This is a genomic window from Kitasatospora sp. NPDC004289, from assembly GCF_053602875.1.
This window is the reverse complement of record NZ_JBSGEL010000030.1, coordinates 18,242-35,020: the sequence shown is the minus strand read 5'-3', so window position 1 is coordinate 35,020 and position 16,779 is coordinate 18,242. Positions and strand designations below refer to the sequence as shown.

Sequence of the window (16,779 nt, the reverse complement as noted above, 5' to 3'; positions counted from 1 at the left end):
GGTGTCCGACACCACGCGCCCCGACCGCCCCGACCGCCGTGCCCTCTGGCCCGCCGTCCTCGCCCTGGCGGCCCTGGTCGCCGCCCTGGCCGCCACCGTGACGGGCGGCGGGACGCTCGGTGACCGGGGCGGGCTGTACGGCTGGTACGCCCTCGACGCGGCGCTCTTCGCACTCGCCGTGCTGCTGCTGCGGCGGGTCCCGCCGGGGGCGGTCCCGGCCCTGGTGCTGGCGGGCAGCGTCGCCGTCGCGGCCGCCGGGCTGCTGGCGCCGCCCCGCACCAGCGACGACGCCTACCGCTACCTGTGGGACGGACGGGTGCAGGCCGCCGGGCACTCCCCGTACGCGTACGCCCCGGACGCACCGGAGCTGGCCGGGCTGCGGGCGCGGGCGCCCGAGCTCTTCCCGCCGGGCGGCGACTGCGCGGGCTGGGACGAGCGGCGGACCTCGGCGGGCGGGTGCAGCAAGGTCAACCGCCCGGCCGTGCACACCATCTACCCGCCGGTCGCCGAGGGCTGGTTCGCCGGGCTGTACGCGCTCGGCGGGCGGTACGGCGTGCGGGCCGCCCAGGCGGGCGGGGCGCTGCTGGCGGTGGCGACCACCGGGGCACTGCTGCTGACGCTCCGTCGGTTCGGGGCGGGCCCGGCCCGGCGGGCCGCGCTCTGGGGGTGGTGTCCGGGGGTGGCGGTGTGGGCGGTCAACGACGCGCACGTGGACACGCTCGGGGCGCTGCTGATGGTGGCCGGCCTGGCGGGTGCGGCCCGGGGCCGCAGGGTGGTCGGGGGCGCGCTGCTGGGCCTGTCCGTCGCGACCAAGCTGGTGCCCGCGCTGGCCCTGCCGGGGGCGCTGTCCGGAGTGTTCGCCCGGCGGCCCCGCGTCGGGGACCTGGTGCTGCCGGCGGCCGCGCTGGCCGCTGCGGCGCTCGCCTACCTGCCGTACGTCGTGGCCTCGGGGCCGGGGGTGCTCGGGTACCTGCCGGGATACCTGAAGGAGGAGGGCTACCAGCAGGACGGGTTCGCCCGCTTCGGTCTGGTCAGGCTGGTCCTGCCCGATCAACTGGCCCCGCTGGCCGGAGGGTTGGTGATCCTGGCGGTGGTGGGGTGGGTGCTGTTCCGGGGCGATCCGGGGCGGCCGTGGAGCGGGGCGCTGTCGGTGACCGGGGCGGCGCTGCTGGTGGTCGCTCCGGCGTACCCCTGGTACGGGCTGCTGGTGGTCGCGCTGGTCGCGCTGGACGGGCGCTGGGAGTGGCTGGCCGTCCCGGCCGCCGCCCAGGTGCTCTACCTGGCGGGGGCTCAGGCGCAGCAACCCGCCTACGGAGCCGCGCTGTTGGCGGTGCTGGCCGGTGCGGCGGCGCGGCGGCGGGCGCGGGTCGGTCCTGTCACCGAGTGATGAAGCGGTGCCGGTCCCGGTCAGGCTCCGGCGCAGGGCGGCGAAGCGGTGCCGGTCCCGGTCAGCTCCGGCGCAGGGCGGTGAAGCGGCGGCCGTCGGCCGTCCAGCGCTCGGTCTCGGTCAGGCCGGCCGGGCGCGCGCTGCGAGCGAGGGCGTCCGCTCCCAGCCGGGCCCAGCGGAACGGCGGGCCGGTCCGGCCGTCGCCGTCCTCGATCCGTACCACCAGCCGCTCGTCGGTCTCGACGGGCTCCACCTCGGCCAGCAACAGGCCCCCCGGGCCCAGTAGTTGGGATATCCGGAGCAGCAGGGCAGCCGGGTCACCGCCGATCCCCAGGTTTCCGTCGGCCAGCAGCACCGCGCCCCAGCGGCCCTCGCCGGGCAGCCGGTCGAAGACCGAGCGGCACAGGGCGCTGCCGCCCAGGCCGCGGGTGCGGGTGACGGCCGCCTCGGTCAGGTCGACGCCGAGGGCCGGCACGCCGGTGGCGAGCAGCTCGGCGACCAGGCGCCCCGGGCCGCAGCCCACGTCCAGGGCCGGGCCGCCGTGGAGCCGGCAGCGCTCCAGCAGCGTCCGGTCGGCGCGGTCGGGCGGCGCGCACCAGCGCTCCACCTCCAGCGAAAGGCGGGAGCCGTCCTCGCAGCGCAGCCAGAGCGGGCCGCGGCCGGCCCGGATCGCCCGGGTGAACGGGTCGTCGATCCACGGGCGGACCGGGATCCCGCAGGTGGTGGTCACCGCTGCGCCCGCGCGGTGGCGATGCCGGCCAGCCGGGCGGCGAAGCGGGTGCCCGGTGCGGCGGCGGCGACCTCGGCGGCGCTCGCCGCGTCGTCCACGTCGGTGAGCCGGGGCAACCGGCCCACGCGCAGCCCGGCCGCGTCCAGCCGGGCCAGCAGGGCCTCGCCGGTGCGCGGGGTGGACATCGGGACGCCCAGCAGGAGTTGACGGGCGAGCGGTGCAGTGGGCCGGGCCAGGCCGAGCGCCCAGAAGCCGCCGTCGGCGGCCGGGCCGTACCAGGCGTCGGCGCCCGCACGCGCGCCGGGGGCCAGCGGGGCGGCCAGGCTCGCGGCGTCCAGCTGGGGGGTGTCCATGCCGACCAGCAGAGCGGGAGCGCTGGGCCGGGCGTGCCCGAAGGCCGCCGCCAGCCGCTCATCCAGCCCGCCGCCGCTCTGGCGCACCACCCGCCACCCGGTCGGCAGCCAGCGGCCCGGCTCCCCGTCCAGGGCCAGGATCCGCTCCCCGGCGGGCACGGTGGAGAGGGTGGCCAGCGTGTCGGCCAGCGCCGCCTCGGCCAACTCGGCGGCCTGCTCGGGGGTGTAGGCCGGGGTCAGGCGGGTCTTGACCCGGCCCGGCACCGGAGCCTTGGCGATCACCAGGAGGGTCGGCGGCGGTGCGGCGAGGACGGCCCGCATGTCGCGGACCGCCTGCCGGGTGCCGCGCACCGTCCCGGTCACCTTCGAACGCCCGGACCGGGGACGATAGTCCACCTCGGTCTCGGCGATCCGCATGCCGGCCAGCGCGGCGGACAGCACCATCTCCAGCGGGTAGCCGGAGCGCCGGTCCGCCAGCCCCAGGGCCAGCAGCCGCTCCCGCCGGGCGGCGCGCATCGGGCCCAGGTCGTGCAGCGGCGCACCGGTGCGGGCCCGCAGCCGCCGGGCCAGCGCGGCGTTGGCCAGCCGGGCGTGCGGCGGCCAGGCTCCCCGGGTGGTCGGCCGTCGGCGGCCGAGCACCAGGTCGGCGGTGCCGGCCAGCACCGGGTCCACCACCCGGGGCAGCTGGCGCGGGTCCAACGAACCGTCACAGTCCAGGAAGCACACCACCTCGGCCGTCGCGGCCGAGAGCCCGGCGTGGCAGGCCGCGCCGAAGCCGCGCCGCGCCGCGTGCACCACGGTGGCGCCGAGGCCGGCGGCGATCGCGGCCGAGCCGTCGGTGGAGCCGTTGTCCACCACGATCGGACGCCAGCCGTCGGGGATCCGGCCCAGGACCCAGGGCAGCGCGGCGGCCTCGTCCAGACAGGGCAGCACCACGTCGACGGGGGCGGGGAGGGAGGGAGTGGTCACCCGTTTCACGCTAGTGCCGGACGGGGCGCCCGGCCCGGTACGACGTCCTTACGGAAGTGCTACGCGGTGCCCGCCCGTCGCCCGGGCCGTCGCCCGCGGAGCCGGTCGGCGCCTAGGCTCACCCCGTGACCCTGCCTGCCCCCACCGCCCGGATCCTCGTGGTCGACGACGACCCGACGGTCGCCGAGGTCGTCACCGGCTACCTGCTGCGCGCGGGTTTCCAGGTCGACCGGGCCGCCGACGGACCCTCCGCCCTCGCGGCCGCCGCCGCCCACCGGCCCGACCTGGTCGTCCTCGACCTGATGCTGCCCGGCATCGACGGGCTGGAGGTCTGCCGGCGGCTGCGCGAGCGGCCCGACAGCGCCGGACTGCCCGTCGTCATGCTCACCGCCAAGGGCGACGAGGCCGACCGGGTGCTCGGCCTGGAGCTCGGCGCGGACGACTACGTGACCAAACCGTTCAGCCCCCGGGAGCTGACCCTGCGGGTCCAGTCGGTCCTGCGGCGGGGCCCCGCCCGCGCCCCGCAGCCCGCCGTGCTCAGTGCGGGAGACCTGCTGCTCGACCCCGTCGGCCGCCGCAGCTACCGGGCCGGACGCGAACTCTCGCTCACGCTGAGGGAGTTCGACCTGCTGGAGTTCCTGCTGCGGCACCCCGGGACGGCCTTCTCCCGGGAGGAGCTGATGCGGGAGGTCTGGGGCTGGGAGTTCGGCGACCGCTCCACCGTCACCGTCCACATCCGCCGGCTGCGCGAGAAGATCGAGGACGACCCCGCCGCGCCCGAGCTCATCACCACGGTGTGGAGCGTCGGCTACCGATTCGACCCGACAGGGAGCTGACCCGCCGTCATGAACGACCTCCTGCTCATCGCCGCCTACGCGGCCCTCGGCGCGGGCGCCGCCGGCCTGCTGGGCTGGCCCGCCGTCCGGGCGCTGCGCCGGCGCTCGGTGGCGCTGTCGCTGTCCGCCGTCGCCGTGGTCACGGTGCTGGCCATGGCCTCCGGCACCACCGCCGTCGCCCAGGCGATGTTCCTCTCCGAGCACGACCTCGGCGTGGTGATGACCGTGCTGGCGATAGGGGCGGTGGTCTCGCTGATCGCCGCCGCGGTGCTCGGTCGGCAGGCCGTCAGCGGCAGCCGGGCGCTGGCCCTGGCCGCCCGCACCGTCGGCAGCGACGGCGGCTTCACCGCGCCCGACCAGCCGCTGAGCGCGGAACTCGCGCAGCTGAGCGCCGAGTTGGCGGCGACCAGTGCACGGCTGGCCGAGTCGCGCAAGCGCGAGCAGACCCTGGAGGCCTCCCGGCGGGAACTGATCGCCTGGATCTCGCACGACCTGCGCACCCCACTCGCCGGCCTGCGGGCGATGGCCGAGGCCCTGGAGGACGGAGTGGCCGAGGACCCGGCCCGCTACCACGGCCGGATCGCGACCGAGGTCGACCGGCTCACCGGCATGGTCGACGACCTGTTCGAACTCTCCCGGCTGCAGACCGGCGCCCTGCACCTCACCCCCGCCCGGATCTCCTGCTTCGACCTGGTCGGCGACGCCCTGGCCGGCGCGGACCCGCTCGCGCGGGAGCGCGGCGTGCGGCTGCTCGGCGGGCAGGTCGACCCCGCACCGGTGGAGGTCGACAGCCGCGAGGTCTCCCGGGCACTGGGCAACCTGCTGGTCAACGCGATCCGCGCCACGCCCGCGGACGGCGTGGTCGCCGTGACCGCCAGCCGGCAGGACGGCGAGGTGGTGCTGGCCGTCACCGACGGCTGCGGCGGCATCCCGGAGGAGGACCTGCCCCGGGTCTTCGAGACCGGCTGGCGCGGCGGCAGCGCCCGCACCCCGCACCCGCTCGGCACCGCCGACGGGGCCGAACGCCTCGGCGGGGGCGCGGGGTTGGGCCTGGCCATCGTCCGCGGCATCGCCGAGGCCCACGCCGGGAGCGCCAGCGTCTCCAACGTGGACGGCGGCTGCCGCTTCGAGATCCGCCTCCCCACGGCCCACCGGCCGGCCTGACCGGCCCGCGCCCTGGCCTGCGGCCCGCCGCGGTTGCGCACCTTCGGCGTGATGGGCCGTCGGGTGCGGGTGGCGTCGCTGGTCGCGGCCCCTGAGAGGACCGTGGCGGGGGTCGCCCTTCGGCCCCGGCCGTCCGTGGGCTCCGGCTCGGCCGGGGCCGGTCTGTGGGGCGACGGGCCGCCCGGGTGGCGGCCGGGGTGGGGCGGCTGGTCGTCGGCTGTCCGGTCCCGGTGGCCGGGCCGGGCGGGTCAGGTGGTGGCGGCCCGGGCGGTGGGGCGTTGGGGGGCGGTGGCGAACTCGGTCATTCCTTCGGTGAAGCCGATCAGCGGCCGCCAGGACGTCTCCTGCCGCAGGCGGCTGGAGTCGGCGGTGACGTGCCGTACGTCGCCGAGGCGGTAGTGCCCGGTCACCACCGGGGCGGGGCCGCCGGTCGCCGCGGCGAGGGCCGCCGCCATCTCCCCGACGGTGTGCGGTTCACCGCTGCCCACGTTGTAGGCCCGGGCGGTGCCGTCCGGGCGGCCGGTCACCGCCCGGAGGGCCGCGGCGTTGGCCCCGGCCACGTCCGAGACGTGCACGAAGTCCCGCCGCTGGCCACCGTCCTCGTACACCAGCGGGGCCTCGCCCCGGGCCAGCGCGGAGCGGAAGAGCGAGGCGACCCCCGCGTACGGGGTGTCGCGCGGCATCCCGGGCCCGTAGACGTTGTGGTAGCGGAGCGTCAGGACCCGCCCGCCGCAGGCCCGGGCCCAGGCGGAGGCGAGGTGTTCCTGGGCGAGCTTGGTGGCGGCGTAGACGTTGCGCGGGTCGGTCGGAGCGTCCTCGGTGACCAGGCCCGGCCGCAGCTGTGCGCCGCAGACCGGACAGGGCGGCTCGAACCGTCCGTCCTCCAGGTCCGCGACCCGCCGCGGGGCCGGTGCGACGCCGCCGTGCTCGGGGCAGTCGTAGCGCCCCTCGCCGTACACCACCATCGATCCGGCGAGCACCAGGTCCCGGACGCCGAGCCGGGCCATCGCGGCCAGCAGCACGGCCGTGCCGAGGTCGTTGCAGCCGGCGTACTCGGGGGCGTCCTCCAGGTCCACCCCGAGGCCGACCATCGCCGCCTGGTGGCAGACCGCCGTCACCCCGTCCAGGGCCCGCTCCACCACCGCCCGGTCGCGGACGTCACCGTGGATGAACTCCTCGACACCGTCGGGCAGTTCGGGCCTGCGGTCGGGTGATCCGTGCACGGCGGGGAGCAGGGCGTCCAGTACTCGCACCCGGTGGCCCTCGGCCACCAGCCGGGCGGCCGCGGCCGACCCGATGAACCCGGCGCCGCCGGTCAGCAGAATGTCCATGCCCGGACGCTACGCCCGCCGTCCGCACCTCCGGTGCATCCCGGCCGGGTCGTCAGCGAGCCGTAAGAACTCGCGCCGCCGGCCCCTGACGAGTCGTCACCGCATCCGGATCAGGCGGCCATCAGGGCCGGGCGCGGCCGGGCGCTCGCGGCCTGCCGGACCAGCTCCAGGAAGGCCGCGGCCGCGGGTGCGAGCCGTCCGGTTCCGTTCCACACGGCCTGGACGTGGGCGGTGGTGCCTGGTAGCCAGGGCACGACGGTGGCTCCGGCGGCCCCGGGAGCCTCGGTGACGGCGCGCTCCGGGAGCATCGTCACCCCGAGCCCCGCACAGGCCAGGCCGATCGCGCCCCGGGCCGAACCGGCCTCCATGGTGGGCGGCTCGATCCCGTACCGGGCGCGCAGGTGCCGCAGCAGGCCGTCGTGGCTGGCGCAGGCGGGGTCGACCACCAGGACGTGCTCGACGGCCGGTTGGAGGCCGGGGCCGCCCGGCAGGGGCTCGCCGACGGGTACCAGGGGCAGTTCGAAGAGGGTCTGGCGGCTGATGCCGGCGGGGCCGGCGGGCTGGTCGGCGGGGTCGGCGACCAGGGTGAGCCCGATGTCGGCCTGGCCGGTGGTGACGGCCTCGTCGACGTCGGCGGCGCTGGTGGCCCGGAGCGCGAGGGTCACCCCGGGGTGGCGCCGGCGGCAGTCGCGGACGAGGTCACCGATCTCGTACTCCATCAGCAGCGGCGTGGAGGCGACGGTGACGGTGCCGGTGGGGCCGGCGCCGGGTCTCAGCTCGCTGTGCATCTCGTCGACGGCGGCGAAGAGCCGGTCGGCGAACTCCTTGGTCGTCCGGCCGGCGGGAGTGAGCTGGACGCCGCTCGGCGTGCGGACGAAGAGCTGGGCGCCGAATCGGGTCTCCAAGGCGCGGATCTGCGTCGTCACATTGGACTGCGAACAGCCGAGACGTTTTGCCGTGAGAGTGAGGCTGCCGGATTCTGCGGCGTCCCGGAACGTTCTGAGTTGACGGAAGGTGAAATCCATGGAACGGCCCCCCAGGCGCACGGCGTGTGAATTCGCGAGCACGGAACGGGCCGACCCAGGCCTAATGGCTGCGAGGGTCGGCCTCCGTTAGATCGTGGCACGGGGCGGGTGCTGTTCGCAATCCGCGAGAACGACGGATCATGACGGAGTATCGGGCCGTTTCCGGAAATCGGGAATCCGGCCTGCTCCGTGCACGGTCAGCCGTTCCGCTTGGTGCGCTCGTAGTGCCGGGCGGCCCGCGCCCGGTTGCCGCAGGTCGGCGAGCACCATTCGCGGCGGGGGTGGTCCTTGACGAAGTACAGGACGCAGCCGGGGGCCTCGCAGGCCGTGACCTTGGGCATGTCCGGCCCGGAGAACAGGTCGACGGTCTGCTGGGCGACCTCGGTGAGGGCGGTGCCGATCGGATCGGAGGTGGAGTGGGTGGTGGCGGTCGGGGCGCTGTCGCCCCAGCTCAGCTCGCGCCAGCGCGGTGCGGTGCGGACCTGCCGGTTGACGGTGTCGATGGCCTCCTGCGGGGGGCGGGTCCGGTGGGCGGCGGCGTCGGTGAGCAGGCGGACGGCGTCGCGCAGCCGGCGGGTGGCGTCCAGTTCGGCCGCGTTGACCACGAGCAGGTCGCGGTCGGGGACGGCTTCGGTGAACCGCGCGCGGTTGTCCCGCAGCCAGGCGGCGACGTGGTCGGTGGTCTGCAGCCCGTCCACGAAGCGGCCGCGGACCGCGTAGGTGGCGTTGGCCAGCTCGATGGGCAGGGGCTCGCCCAGCAGGGGCGCCCCTCCGCTCTCAAGGTCGTCGACTCTCATGGTTCTAACGGTAACCCCGACTTGCATCCGTGAGAAGCCTGTGTCACTGTTCTCACGGCAGCAGACGCCGCCAACCGTTAGAAAACTTGTCCACCGCGTCTTGAGGAGTCCACCGTGTCGAACCTTCCGATCATCGAGCCCGCCGACGCCCAGGGTGCCGCCGCCGACCTGCTCGGCGCCGTGCAGAAGGCGCTCGGGGTGACCCCGAACATGACCAAGGTGATGGCCAACAGCCCCGCGGTCCTCAAGGCCTACCTCGAGTTCTCCGGCGCCCTCGGCGGCGGCTCGCTCTCGGCGGCCGTCCGCGAGGCGATCGCCCTGGTGGTGGCGCAGGAGAACAGCTGCGACTACTGCCTGTCGGCCCACACCTACATCGCCACCAACCTGGCCGGCCTGGACGAGACCGCCGCCGCCGACGCCCGCCGGGCCAAGGCCGCGGACCCGCGCACCGAGGCTGTCCTCAAGCTGTCGGTCGCGATCCTGCACACCAAGGGCGACCTGGACGACGCCGACCTGAAGGCCGCCCGCAGCGCCGGTCTGACGGACGGTGAGATCGCCGAGGTCATCGCCAACGTCTCGCTGAACGTCTTCACCAACTACTTCAACAAGGCCGCCGGCGTGGCCATCGACTGGCCGGTCGTCAGCCACCTCGGCTGAGCCCGTGCCGTACGGCGCCCACGGACACCGATTTCCCCCGTGCGGTGTCCGTGGGTTCCGAATGGAATACCTGACCGAAAGGCCCTGCGCATTCTTGCGCAGGGCCTTTCGGTTTTTCCGGTGGTGGGGGCATCGAATCCACCGATCCCTGATATAGGGATACACGGCCTTCCATCCGTTGGTGCGGCGGATAACGTTGTTGTTGTCAGGAGGGCAGCCGGGGAAAGAGACCGGCGGAATGCCAAGCCTCGTATCGATGGATCGGATTGGAATCGGAATGTCGAAGGTCAGCATCTCCCGCCGCGGCCGCAAGGCCCTGGTCACCCTTGTCGCCATCGGCGCCCTGGTCGCGATGGTCCCCTCCCAGGCCCTCGCCGAGGTCGACGGTGCGGACGAGAAGGTCCACTCGGTCGAGTCCGTGCCGGATGCGGTCGCCAAGAAGCTCGGTCCGGACCACGTGCTGTTCTGGGAGCGCGCGATGCTCCAGGCCACCCGTGAGGCGGGCGGCGTCGCCGGTCCGATCACCCGGGCCGGCGCGATGATGAACATCGCGATCTACGACACCGTCAACTCCATCTACAAGGTCGGCGACCCCTACCTGACCTACACCCCGGAGCTGCGCCGCAAGTACGGTGCGCTGGACGCGGCGATCGACTACGCCGCCTACACCACGCTCAAGACCTCCTTCCCGACGGTGAACCTGGACGACGACCTGCTGGCCGCGCGCAGCCTGACCTCCTCCGGCACCGCCGCCGACGTCGAGCTGGGCAAGTACTGGGGCACCAAGAACGCGCAGGCGCTGATCGACTTCCGTGCCAACGACGGCTCGGCCGACACCACTCCGTACGTGCCGCGTCTGGAGCCGGGTCACTGGCGGCCCACCACCGCGGGTGCCGCGGCCGGTGGTCCGAACTGGGGCCACGTCAAGCCGTGGGTGATGGAGCGCTCCGACCAGTTCCGTCCGGCCAAGCCGGGTGGCTTCGAGACCGCCGAGACCCTGCTGCCCTCCAGCATCTACGCGGACGCGGTCAACGAGGTGAAGGAGCTGGGTGCGTGGAACTCCACCACCCGCACCGCCGACCAGACCCAGATCGCCCGCTTCTGGGCCAATGACACCAACGGCACCTACAAGCCGACCGGCCAGCAGTACGACCACACCCTGGTCGTCCTCAACAAGTACAAGCCGAACGCGTCCTCCTTCTACACCGCCAAGCTCTTCGGCACCCTGTCCATCGCCCTGGCCGACGCCGCGATCGTGGCGTGGGACGCCAAGTGGGACTCCGACTTCGACCTGTGGCGTCCGCAGTCCGCCATCACCCTCGCCGACACCGACAACAACCCGGCCACGGTGGCGGACCCGAGCTGGCTGCCGCTGTCGATGGACGCGGCGGGCACCCACTTCTCGCCGTCGTTCCCGGCCTACCAGTCCGGTCACTCCACCTTCGGTGCGACCTGGGCGCAGATCATGCAGGGCTGGTGGGGCACCGACACCCTGCCCTACGAGGGCACCACCGACGACCCGAACGCGCGTGGCGTCACCCGGCACATCAGCTCCTTCTCCTCCGCCGCGGCCGAGAACGCGATCAGCCGCGTCTACAACGGCGTGCACTACCGCTTCGACACCGTCACCGGTGTCGCCGGCGGCACCAAGGTCGGTGGCTACGTCTGGAACGCCCACCGCCTCGGCTGACCCCAGCTCCCCTCGGAATCCCGTGCCCGGTCACTTCGGTGGCCGGGCACGGCCGCGTTCGGGGCCCGGTGGCCCGGTGACTACGGAGAGTGATGTACGGTGAGCCCGACGTGACCCGGCGGAGGAACTGGAGCGGACCATGAACGGCACGGGCGGCACCCCCTGGCGGGAGCGATCGGTCATCGTGACGGGCGGCACGCGCGGCATCGGGCGCGGGATCGCCGAGCAGTTCGCCCGCAGGGGTGCGGCGGTCCTGCTCACCGGCCGCGACCGGGAGGCCGCGCGGGAGGTCGCCGGGGCTCTGGTCCGCTCCACCGGCGGACGGGTGGTCGGCGCCGGCGCGGACCTGCGCGACCCGGCGGCGATGGAGGAGGTGGCGGCCCTGGCGGAGCGCCTGCACGGGCACGTGGACGTGCTGTGCGCCAACGCCGGGATCTTCCCCGAGAAGCCGCTGCGCGAGATGACGGCCGCCGACGTCGACGAGGTCCTCACCGTCAACCTGCGCGGCTCCATCCTCTCCGTGCGTGCCTGTCTGCCCGCGATGGAGCGCGCCGGGCACGGCCGGGTCGTGCTCACCTCCTCGATCACCGGCCCCACCACCGGCTACGCGGGCTGGTCCCACTACGGCGCCAGCAAGGCCGGCCAGCTCGGCTTCCTGCGCGGCGCGGCCCTGGAGCTGGCCCCGCTGCGCATCACCGTCAACGCGGTGCTCCCGGGCAACGTCCGCACCGAGGGCCTGGAGGCGCTCGGCGAGGACTACCTGCGACGGATGGCGGCCGCCGTCCCGCTCGGCCGGCTGGGCTCGCCGGCCGACGTCGCCCACGCGGTCTGCTTCCTCGCCTCGGACGAGGCCGCCTTCATCACCGGCCAGACCCTGACCGTCGACGGCGGCCAGACCGTCCCCGAGTCGCTGGAGGCCTTCGCTCCGGCGGCGGTCTCCGGCTAGTTCCGGCGAGAACGCGCTCTCCCCGGGCCTCCCTTGACGGCGCGTCAGGAGGCCCGGAGCTCGCGCTCCAGGGCGGCCAGGGCGAAGGCGTCGGGGGAGGCCTGCTGCCAGCGCGGACGGCCGAACATGATGTCGGCGGAGATGCCGTTCAGCATGGCGACGGCGCGGACGGTGAAGTCGGCCGGGTCGACGGGGGCGAACTCGCCGCGCGCCTGGCCCTCGCGGACCACGGCCTCCAGGCGGGCGTCCCAGGTGTCGGAGAGCTCGGTGAGCAGCAGGCGGCTCGCGTCGTCGTGGCGGCGGGCGAACATGTGCGTCCACAGGCCGTAGCGCTCGTCCCCCTGGCCGCGGGGGAGGTAGTAGCGGACGAAGTGGGCCAGCTTCTCGGAGGCGGTGTCGGCCCCGGCGGCCGCCTCCTCGAAGCGGGCCCCGAGGTCGGCCTCGCTCCAGGCCAGCACCTCCAGCAGCAGCCGGTCCTTGCGGCCGAAGTGGTAGAGGATGTGGCCGGTGCTCATGCCGGCCCGGGCCGCGATGTCGGCCATCCGCACCCCGGCGGGGCCCTTCTCCGCGATGGCGCCGATGGCGGCCCGCATCGCCTTCCCCCGCGCCTCGTCGCCGCTCGGCTGGCGCTTCCTCTCGACCATGGCCCATCCCCGGTTCCGTCGTCCTAGACCGTTAGTCTAGACTGAAAATCTAGTCAGTGACCCGACCTGCCAGGAGAGACCCGCAATGACGCGCGGATTCGATGTTGTGGAAGCCGGTATCGCCAGCCTGCGCGCGGCGCTGGAGAAGGGCGAGACCACCGCGGTCGAGCTGCTGGACGCGTACCTCGCGCGGATCGAGGCGTACGACCGCCCCGGCACCGCCACCGCGCTCAACTCCATGGTGGTGATGAACCCGCGGGCCCGCGCCGAGGCCGAGGCCTCCGACGCCCGCCGCGCCCGGGGCGAGCTGCTCGGCCCGCTGGACGGCATCCCGTACACCGCCAAGGACAGCTACCTCGCCGAGGGCCTGACGGCTGCCGCCGGCTCGCCCGCCTTCGAGCACCTGGTCGCCCAGCGCGACGCCTTCGCGATCGAGCGGCTGCGGGCCGGCGGCGCCGTGCTGATCGGCCTGACCAACATGCCGCCGATGGCCAACGGCGGCATGCAGCGCGGGGTCTACGGCCGCGCCGAGAGCCCGTACAACGCCGAGTGGCTGACCAGCGCCTACGGCTCCGGCTCCTCCAACGGCTCCGGCACCGCGACCGCCGCCTCCTTCGGCGCCTTCGGCCTCGGCGAGGAGACCTGGTCCTCCGGCCGCGCGCCCGCCTCCAGCAACGCCCTGTGCGCCTACACGCCGAGCCGCGGCGTCATCTCGGTGCGGGGCAACTGGCCGCTGGTGCCGACCATGGACGTCGTCGTCCCGCACACCCGCACCATGGCCGACCTGTTCGAGCTGCTCGACGTCGTCGTGGCCGACGACGCGGAGACCCGCGGCGACCTGTGGCGCGCCCAGCCCTGGATCGAGCTGCCGGCCGCCTCCGAGGTCCGCCCCGCCTCCTACCCCGCGCTCGCCCCCGCCGACGCCGCGGCCGCGCGCGCCGCGCTGGCCGGCAAGCGGGTCGGCGTGCCGAAGATGTACGTCAACGCCGACCCCGAGGCCGGCACCAACCCGGAGGGCGGCATCGGCGGCCAGACCGGTCAGCGGGTGGACACCCGTGCCTCGGTGATCGCCCTGTGGGAGGCCGCCCGCCGCGACCTGGAGGAGGCCGGCGCCGAGGTGGTCGAGGTCGACTTCCCGGTGGTGTCCAACTACGAGGCGGACCGTCCGGGCGCGCCCTCGCTGTTCACCCGCGGCTTCGTCACCCGGGACTTCCTCAAGGTCGAGATCGAGGACCTCTCCGCCTGGGCCTGGGACGACTTCCTGCGCGCCAACGGCGACCCGGCGCTGCCGAGCATCGCCGAGGTGGACGCCGACCGGATCTGGCCGAAGCACCAGGGCGAACTGCCGGACCGCTACGCCGGGTTCGACGACACCATCGGCGACTACCCGCGCTTCGTGGCGGAGCGCCCCTACGCCTCCTTCACCGACATGCCGCACGTGGAGCAGGGCCTGCGCGGCCTGGAGGAGACCCGCCGGGTCGACCTGGAGCAGTGGATGGACGGGCTCGGCCTGGACGCGGTGGTGTTCCCCGCGCTGGCCGACGTCGGCCCGGCCGACATGGACGTGAACGAGGCCTCGGCCGAGCTCGGCTGGCGCAACGGCGTCTGGGTCGCCAACGGCAACCTGGTGCCCCGTCACCTCGGCATCCCCACCGTCACCGTGCCGATGGGCACCATGGCCGACACCGGCATGCCGGTCGGCCTGACCTTCGCGGGCCGCGCCTACGACGACAACGCCCTGCTGGCCCTCGGGGCGGCCTTCGAGGCGACGGGCGAGCGGCGGACGGAGCCGGGGCGCACCCCGCGCCTGTCGGCCTGACACCCGCGCGTCGTGGTTCCGGCGGCGGGGTGACGTCCCTTCAGGGGCGCACCCCGCCGCCTGCCGTTCGGGCGGCTTCCCGGCGGATCCGGCCACGGAGCGTCGTCGGCGGGTGGTATGACGGTGCGGAGCCTGGAGGTGGTCCGTCATGACCCGGTACTGCGTCGATCCCGTTCGGCACGAGCTGATCGCCACCTGGGGGAGCGGGGAGGGGGACTTGGCCGCCCGGGTCTCCGCCGTCCCGGCCGGCACCGGCCTGGCCGGGCTGTCCCGGCTGGCGAGCGTGCTGACGCAGTTCTCCGCCGCGGCCTGGCACACCTACACCCACTCGGCGGGGGCCGCGCACTCCCTGGAGCCGGGGACGGAGGGCTGGCGGCGCGAGCGCGAGCGCGAGGCCTTCGAGGAGGTGGCCCGGGCGGTGGAGGACCCGCACCTGCCGCACGGCGGCTCGATCACGGTCTCCTCCAGCCCGCTGGTGGAGAACGCCAACCGGATCGGCCGGGCCTTGCTGGCGCTCGACGTACCGGAGTTGACCGAGGCGGTCCGGGCCGAGGTGCGGGCCGAGCTGGCCGCCGTGGAGGCGGCCGAGCTGGGGGCCCTCTCCGGCCGGGCCCAGCAGGCCGTGCTGCTCTCCCGGGAGGACGCCTCTCCGGTCCAAGTGGCCGCCGCCGACCGGCTGTTGGAGGACAACCCGTTCGGTCCGGCCGCGCTCTTCTCCGAGGTGGACCCGACGGCGGCGGCGGTGGCGGCCGCCCACTGGCTGGCCGCCGCGGCCGAGGCGGCCGCCGCCGTCTCGGGCCACCCGGCCACCGAGGTGGTCCGCGAGGCGGACGCGGTCGAGTCCCTGCCGTACGAGACGCCGACGCTGGTGCTGGAGCTGATCGAGGCCGGCGCGTCCCCGTACGACGTCGTCACCGGCCTGGTGCGCCACGCCCTGCGGGTGGCCGACGGGGTGCTGCCCGATCCGGCGGCCTTCCGTGAACAGCTGGAGGAGGCCGAGGAGTTGCTCGCCGCCTACGCCGAGGAGGACGAGGACGAGGACGGCGACGGCCCCGACCTGCGGCTGACCCCGCTGGACCCGAAGCGGCCCGCGCGCGACCTGCTGGAGGACCTGCTCACCGGCATCCAGGGCTGCTGGCTGCTGCACGACGAGTACGCGGAGCCGCTGGACGGAGGGGCGGAGGAGGGCGAGGAGGAGGCCGAGGCCCGGCAGAACGGCTCCCGGGAGGCCTTCGCCGCGCTGGTGCGGGCCGTCGCCGCACAGCACCACGATCGGCTGGTCTGACCCGGCAGGGCGGCAGCCTTGCACGGCCTATCGAAAATCGATAGATTCCCATCGTTGATCGATGGAGGGATGGGTCATGGGACGATTCACCGTGCGCGCGCTGCGCGCCGTGCTCGGGGTGGTGTTCACCGGCACGGTGCTGCTCCAGGTGCTGATGGTGTGGATGCTGGTGAGCGGCAGCGATCCGGAGGACGGGACGATGCCGTTGACCGCGCTGCGGGTGATCGTGGTGCTGGGGATGCTGGCCGCTCAGGTCGCGCTCCATGCCGTCTGGCGGCTGGTGGCGATGGTGCGGCGCGGCACCGTCTTCTCGCACGCCGCCTTCGGTCACGTGAACCGGGTGATCGGCTCGATCGTGGCCGTCGCCCTGCTCTGGTTCGTGGTCACCGGGATCAACGCGCCGGGGCAGCGGGAGGACCCGGGGGTCACCGTGATCATGGCCGGCATCGGCCTGGCGATCCTCGGGGTGGCGCTGGTGGTGCTCGTGCTGCGGATGCTGCTCGACCAGGCGACGCAGCTGCGCGCCGAGCTGGACGAGGTGATCTGATGCCGATCGTGGTCGACATCGACGTGATGCTGGCCCGCCGGAAGATGTCGGTGGGCGAGCTCGCGGACCGGGTCGGGATCACCCCCGCCAACCTGGCGGTGCTCAAGAACGGCCGCGCCAAGGCCGTCCGCTTCGCGACGCTGGCCGCGCTCTGCGAGGCGCTCGGCTGCCAGCCGGGCGACCTGCTGCGCTGGGAGTCCGACGAGGAGGCCCTCGGCGGGTGACGGCCGGCCGCGAACGCGGGACGGCGGGGGCGGGGTCACCGGTTTCGGTCCCGCCCCCGCCCCCGCCGTCCCGGGCGGGTCAGATCACGTGCACCTGCTGCGCCTGCGGGCCCCGCTGTCCCTGGCCGACCTCGAACTCGACCCGCTGGCCCTCCTCGAGGCTCCGGTAGCCGGCTCCCTGGATCTCGGAGAAGTGCACGAAGACGTCCGGCCCGCCGCCGTCCTGCTCGATGAAGCCGAACCCCTTCTCCGCGTTGAACCACTTGACGGTGCCCTGTGCCATGCCTCGTGCCCTTCTCTGGTCGCCCACGCCGGATCGCCGTGGTCGGCGACGATCATCCCCGGGCGCGCGGAGCGGAAACCGCAGGCGCGGGC

At 74.6% G+C, this 16,779-nt stretch carries 17 protein-coding genes and 1 pseudogene; 10 read left to right on the top strand and 8 right to left on the bottom strand.

Features of this window, described 5'->3' with window-relative positions:
- The first annotated feature begins 1 nt into the window (after position 1).
- Complete coding sequence (locus tag ACWEPF_RS21180; RefSeq protein ID WP_452173743.1) at positions 2 to 1,387, top strand: hypothetical protein; 1,386 nt, start codon at positions 2 to 4, stop codon at positions 1,385 to 1,387.
- Positions 1,388 to 1,448: 61 nt separating this feature from the next.
- On the opposite strand, the gene ACWEPF_RS21175 is transcribed toward ACWEPF_RS21180, so the two are convergent.
- The 3 genes and pseudogenes from ACWEPF_RS21175 to ACWEPF_RS21165 all read right to left on the bottom strand — a co-directional run.
- Positions 1,449 to 2,117, bottom strand: coding sequence for a methyltransferase domain-containing protein (locus ACWEPF_RS21175; protein ID WP_452173742.1), 669 nt, complete (start codon positions 2,115 to 2,117; stop codon positions 1,449 to 1,451).
- Positions 2,114 to 2,557, bottom strand: a complete 444-nt coding sequence (locus tag ACWEPF_RS21170) for a DUF2064 domain-containing protein (RefSeq protein WP_452173794.1) — start codon at positions 2,555 to 2,557, stop codon at positions 2,114 to 2,116. Before ACWEPF_RS21170 ends, ACWEPF_RS21175 begins: the two co-directional genes overlap by 4 nt.
- Before the next feature lie 177 nt (positions 2,558 to 2,734).
- A pseudogene (locus tag ACWEPF_RS21165) lies at positions 2,735 to 3,448 on the bottom strand (glycosyltransferase family 2 protein); the annotation flags it as partial.
- Between the two features lie 116 nt (positions 3,449 to 3,564).
- Here ACWEPF_RS21165 and ACWEPF_RS21160 point away from each other — a divergent pair.
- Both ACWEPF_RS21160 and ACWEPF_RS21155 read left to right on the top strand, forming a co-directional pair.
- Entirely contained in the window at positions 3,565 to 4,275 is a 711-nt protein-coding gene (locus tag ACWEPF_RS21160) for a response regulator transcription factor (RefSeq protein ID WP_452173741.1), read from the top strand.
- A gap of 9 nt (positions 4,276 to 4,284) precedes the next feature.
- On the top strand, positions 4,285 to 5,439 hold the full coding sequence (locus tag ACWEPF_RS21155; protein WP_452173740.1) for a sensor histidine kinase: 1,155 nt from the start codon (positions 4,285 to 4,287) through the stop codon (positions 5,437 to 5,439).
- Between the two features lie 248 nt (positions 5,440 to 5,687).
- Here ACWEPF_RS21155 and ACWEPF_RS21150 read toward each other — a convergent pair whose 3' ends face one another.
- The 3 genes from ACWEPF_RS21150 to ACWEPF_RS21140 all read right to left on the bottom strand — a co-directional run bounded on the left by ACWEPF_RS21150 (position 5,688) and on the right by ACWEPF_RS21140 (position 8,592).
- Positions 5,688 to 6,770, bottom strand: coding sequence for an NAD-dependent epimerase/dehydratase family protein (locus ACWEPF_RS21150; RefSeq protein ID WP_452173739.1), 1,083 nt, complete (start codon positions 6,768 to 6,770; stop codon positions 5,688 to 5,690).
- Positions 6,771 to 6,880: 110 nt separating this feature from the next.
- Positions 6,881 to 7,795, bottom strand: coding sequence for a LysR family transcriptional regulator (locus ACWEPF_RS21145; RefSeq protein WP_452173738.1), 915 nt, complete (start codon positions 7,793 to 7,795; stop codon positions 6,881 to 6,883).
- A gap of 197 nt (positions 7,796 to 7,992) precedes the next feature.
- A complete protein-coding gene (locus ACWEPF_RS21140; RefSeq protein WP_452173737.1) occupies positions 7,993 to 8,592 on the bottom strand; it encodes a CGNR zinc finger domain-containing protein in 600 nt (199 codons plus the stop codon).
- Between the two features lie 114 nt (positions 8,593 to 8,706).
- On the opposite strand from ACWEPF_RS21140, the gene ACWEPF_RS21135 reads away from it, so the two are divergent.
- From ACWEPF_RS21135 to fabG, 3 genes are all read left to right on the top strand, one after another.
- The gene (locus ACWEPF_RS21135; RefSeq protein WP_345285989.1) at positions 8,707 to 9,249 is read left to right on the top strand and encodes a carboxymuconolactone decarboxylase family protein; all 543 of its coding nucleotides are present in this window, start codon (positions 8,707 to 8,709) and stop codon (positions 9,247 to 9,249) included.
- 277 nt (positions 9,250 to 9,526) lie between these two features.
- Positions 9,527 to 10,939, top strand: coding sequence for a vanadium-dependent haloperoxidase (locus ACWEPF_RS21130; protein ID WP_452173736.1), 1,413 nt, complete (start codon positions 9,527 to 9,529; stop codon positions 10,937 to 10,939).
- A 139-nt stretch (positions 10,940 to 11,078) separates the two neighbouring features.
- Positions 11,079 to 11,885 (top strand): 3-oxoacyl-ACP reductase FabG, encoded by an 807-nt coding sequence (fabG, locus tag ACWEPF_RS21125; RefSeq protein ID WP_452173735.1) that lies wholly within the window; start codon positions 11,079 to 11,081, stop codon positions 11,883 to 11,885.
- Between the two features lie 44 nt (positions 11,886 to 11,929).
- Here the strand turns inward: fabG and ACWEPF_RS21120 are convergent, their stop codons facing one another.
- Entirely contained in the window at positions 11,930 to 12,529 is a 600-nt protein-coding gene (locus ACWEPF_RS21120) for a TetR/AcrR family transcriptional regulator (RefSeq protein ID WP_452173734.1), read from the bottom strand.
- A gap of 85 nt (positions 12,530 to 12,614) precedes the next feature.
- On the opposite strand from ACWEPF_RS21120, the gene ACWEPF_RS21115 reads away from it, so the two are divergent.
- The 4 genes from ACWEPF_RS21115 to ACWEPF_RS21100 all read left to right on the top strand — a co-directional run bounded on the left by ACWEPF_RS21115 (position 12,615) and on the right by ACWEPF_RS21100 (position 16,404).
- Positions 12,615 to 14,348, top strand: coding sequence for an amidase (locus ACWEPF_RS21115; RefSeq protein WP_345285983.1), 1,734 nt, complete (start codon positions 12,615 to 12,617; stop codon positions 14,346 to 14,348).
- Positions 14,349 to 14,496: 148 nt separating this feature from the next.
- Entirely contained in the window at positions 14,497 to 15,633 is a 1,137-nt protein-coding gene (locus ACWEPF_RS21110; RefSeq protein ID WP_452173733.1) for a hypothetical protein, read from the top strand.
- A gap of 76 nt (positions 15,634 to 15,709) precedes the next feature.
- Positions 15,710 to 16,180 (top strand): DUF2975 domain-containing protein, encoded by a 471-nt coding sequence (locus ACWEPF_RS21105; RefSeq protein WP_452173732.1) that lies wholly within the window; start codon positions 15,710 to 15,712, stop codon positions 16,178 to 16,180.
- Positions 16,180 to 16,404, top strand: a complete 225-nt coding sequence (locus tag ACWEPF_RS21100) for a helix-turn-helix domain-containing protein (RefSeq protein WP_345285978.1) — start codon at positions 16,180 to 16,182, stop codon at positions 16,402 to 16,404. The genes ACWEPF_RS21105 and ACWEPF_RS21100 overlap by 1 nt, the downstream gene beginning before the upstream one ends.
- A 79-nt stretch (positions 16,405 to 16,483) precedes the next feature.
- Here the strand turns inward: ACWEPF_RS21100 and ACWEPF_RS21095 are convergent, their stop codons facing one another.
- Positions 16,484 to 16,687, bottom strand: coding sequence for a cold-shock protein (locus ACWEPF_RS21095; RefSeq protein WP_345285976.1), 204 nt, complete (start codon positions 16,685 to 16,687; stop codon positions 16,484 to 16,486).
- Positions 16,688 to 16,779: the final 92 nt, after the last annotated feature.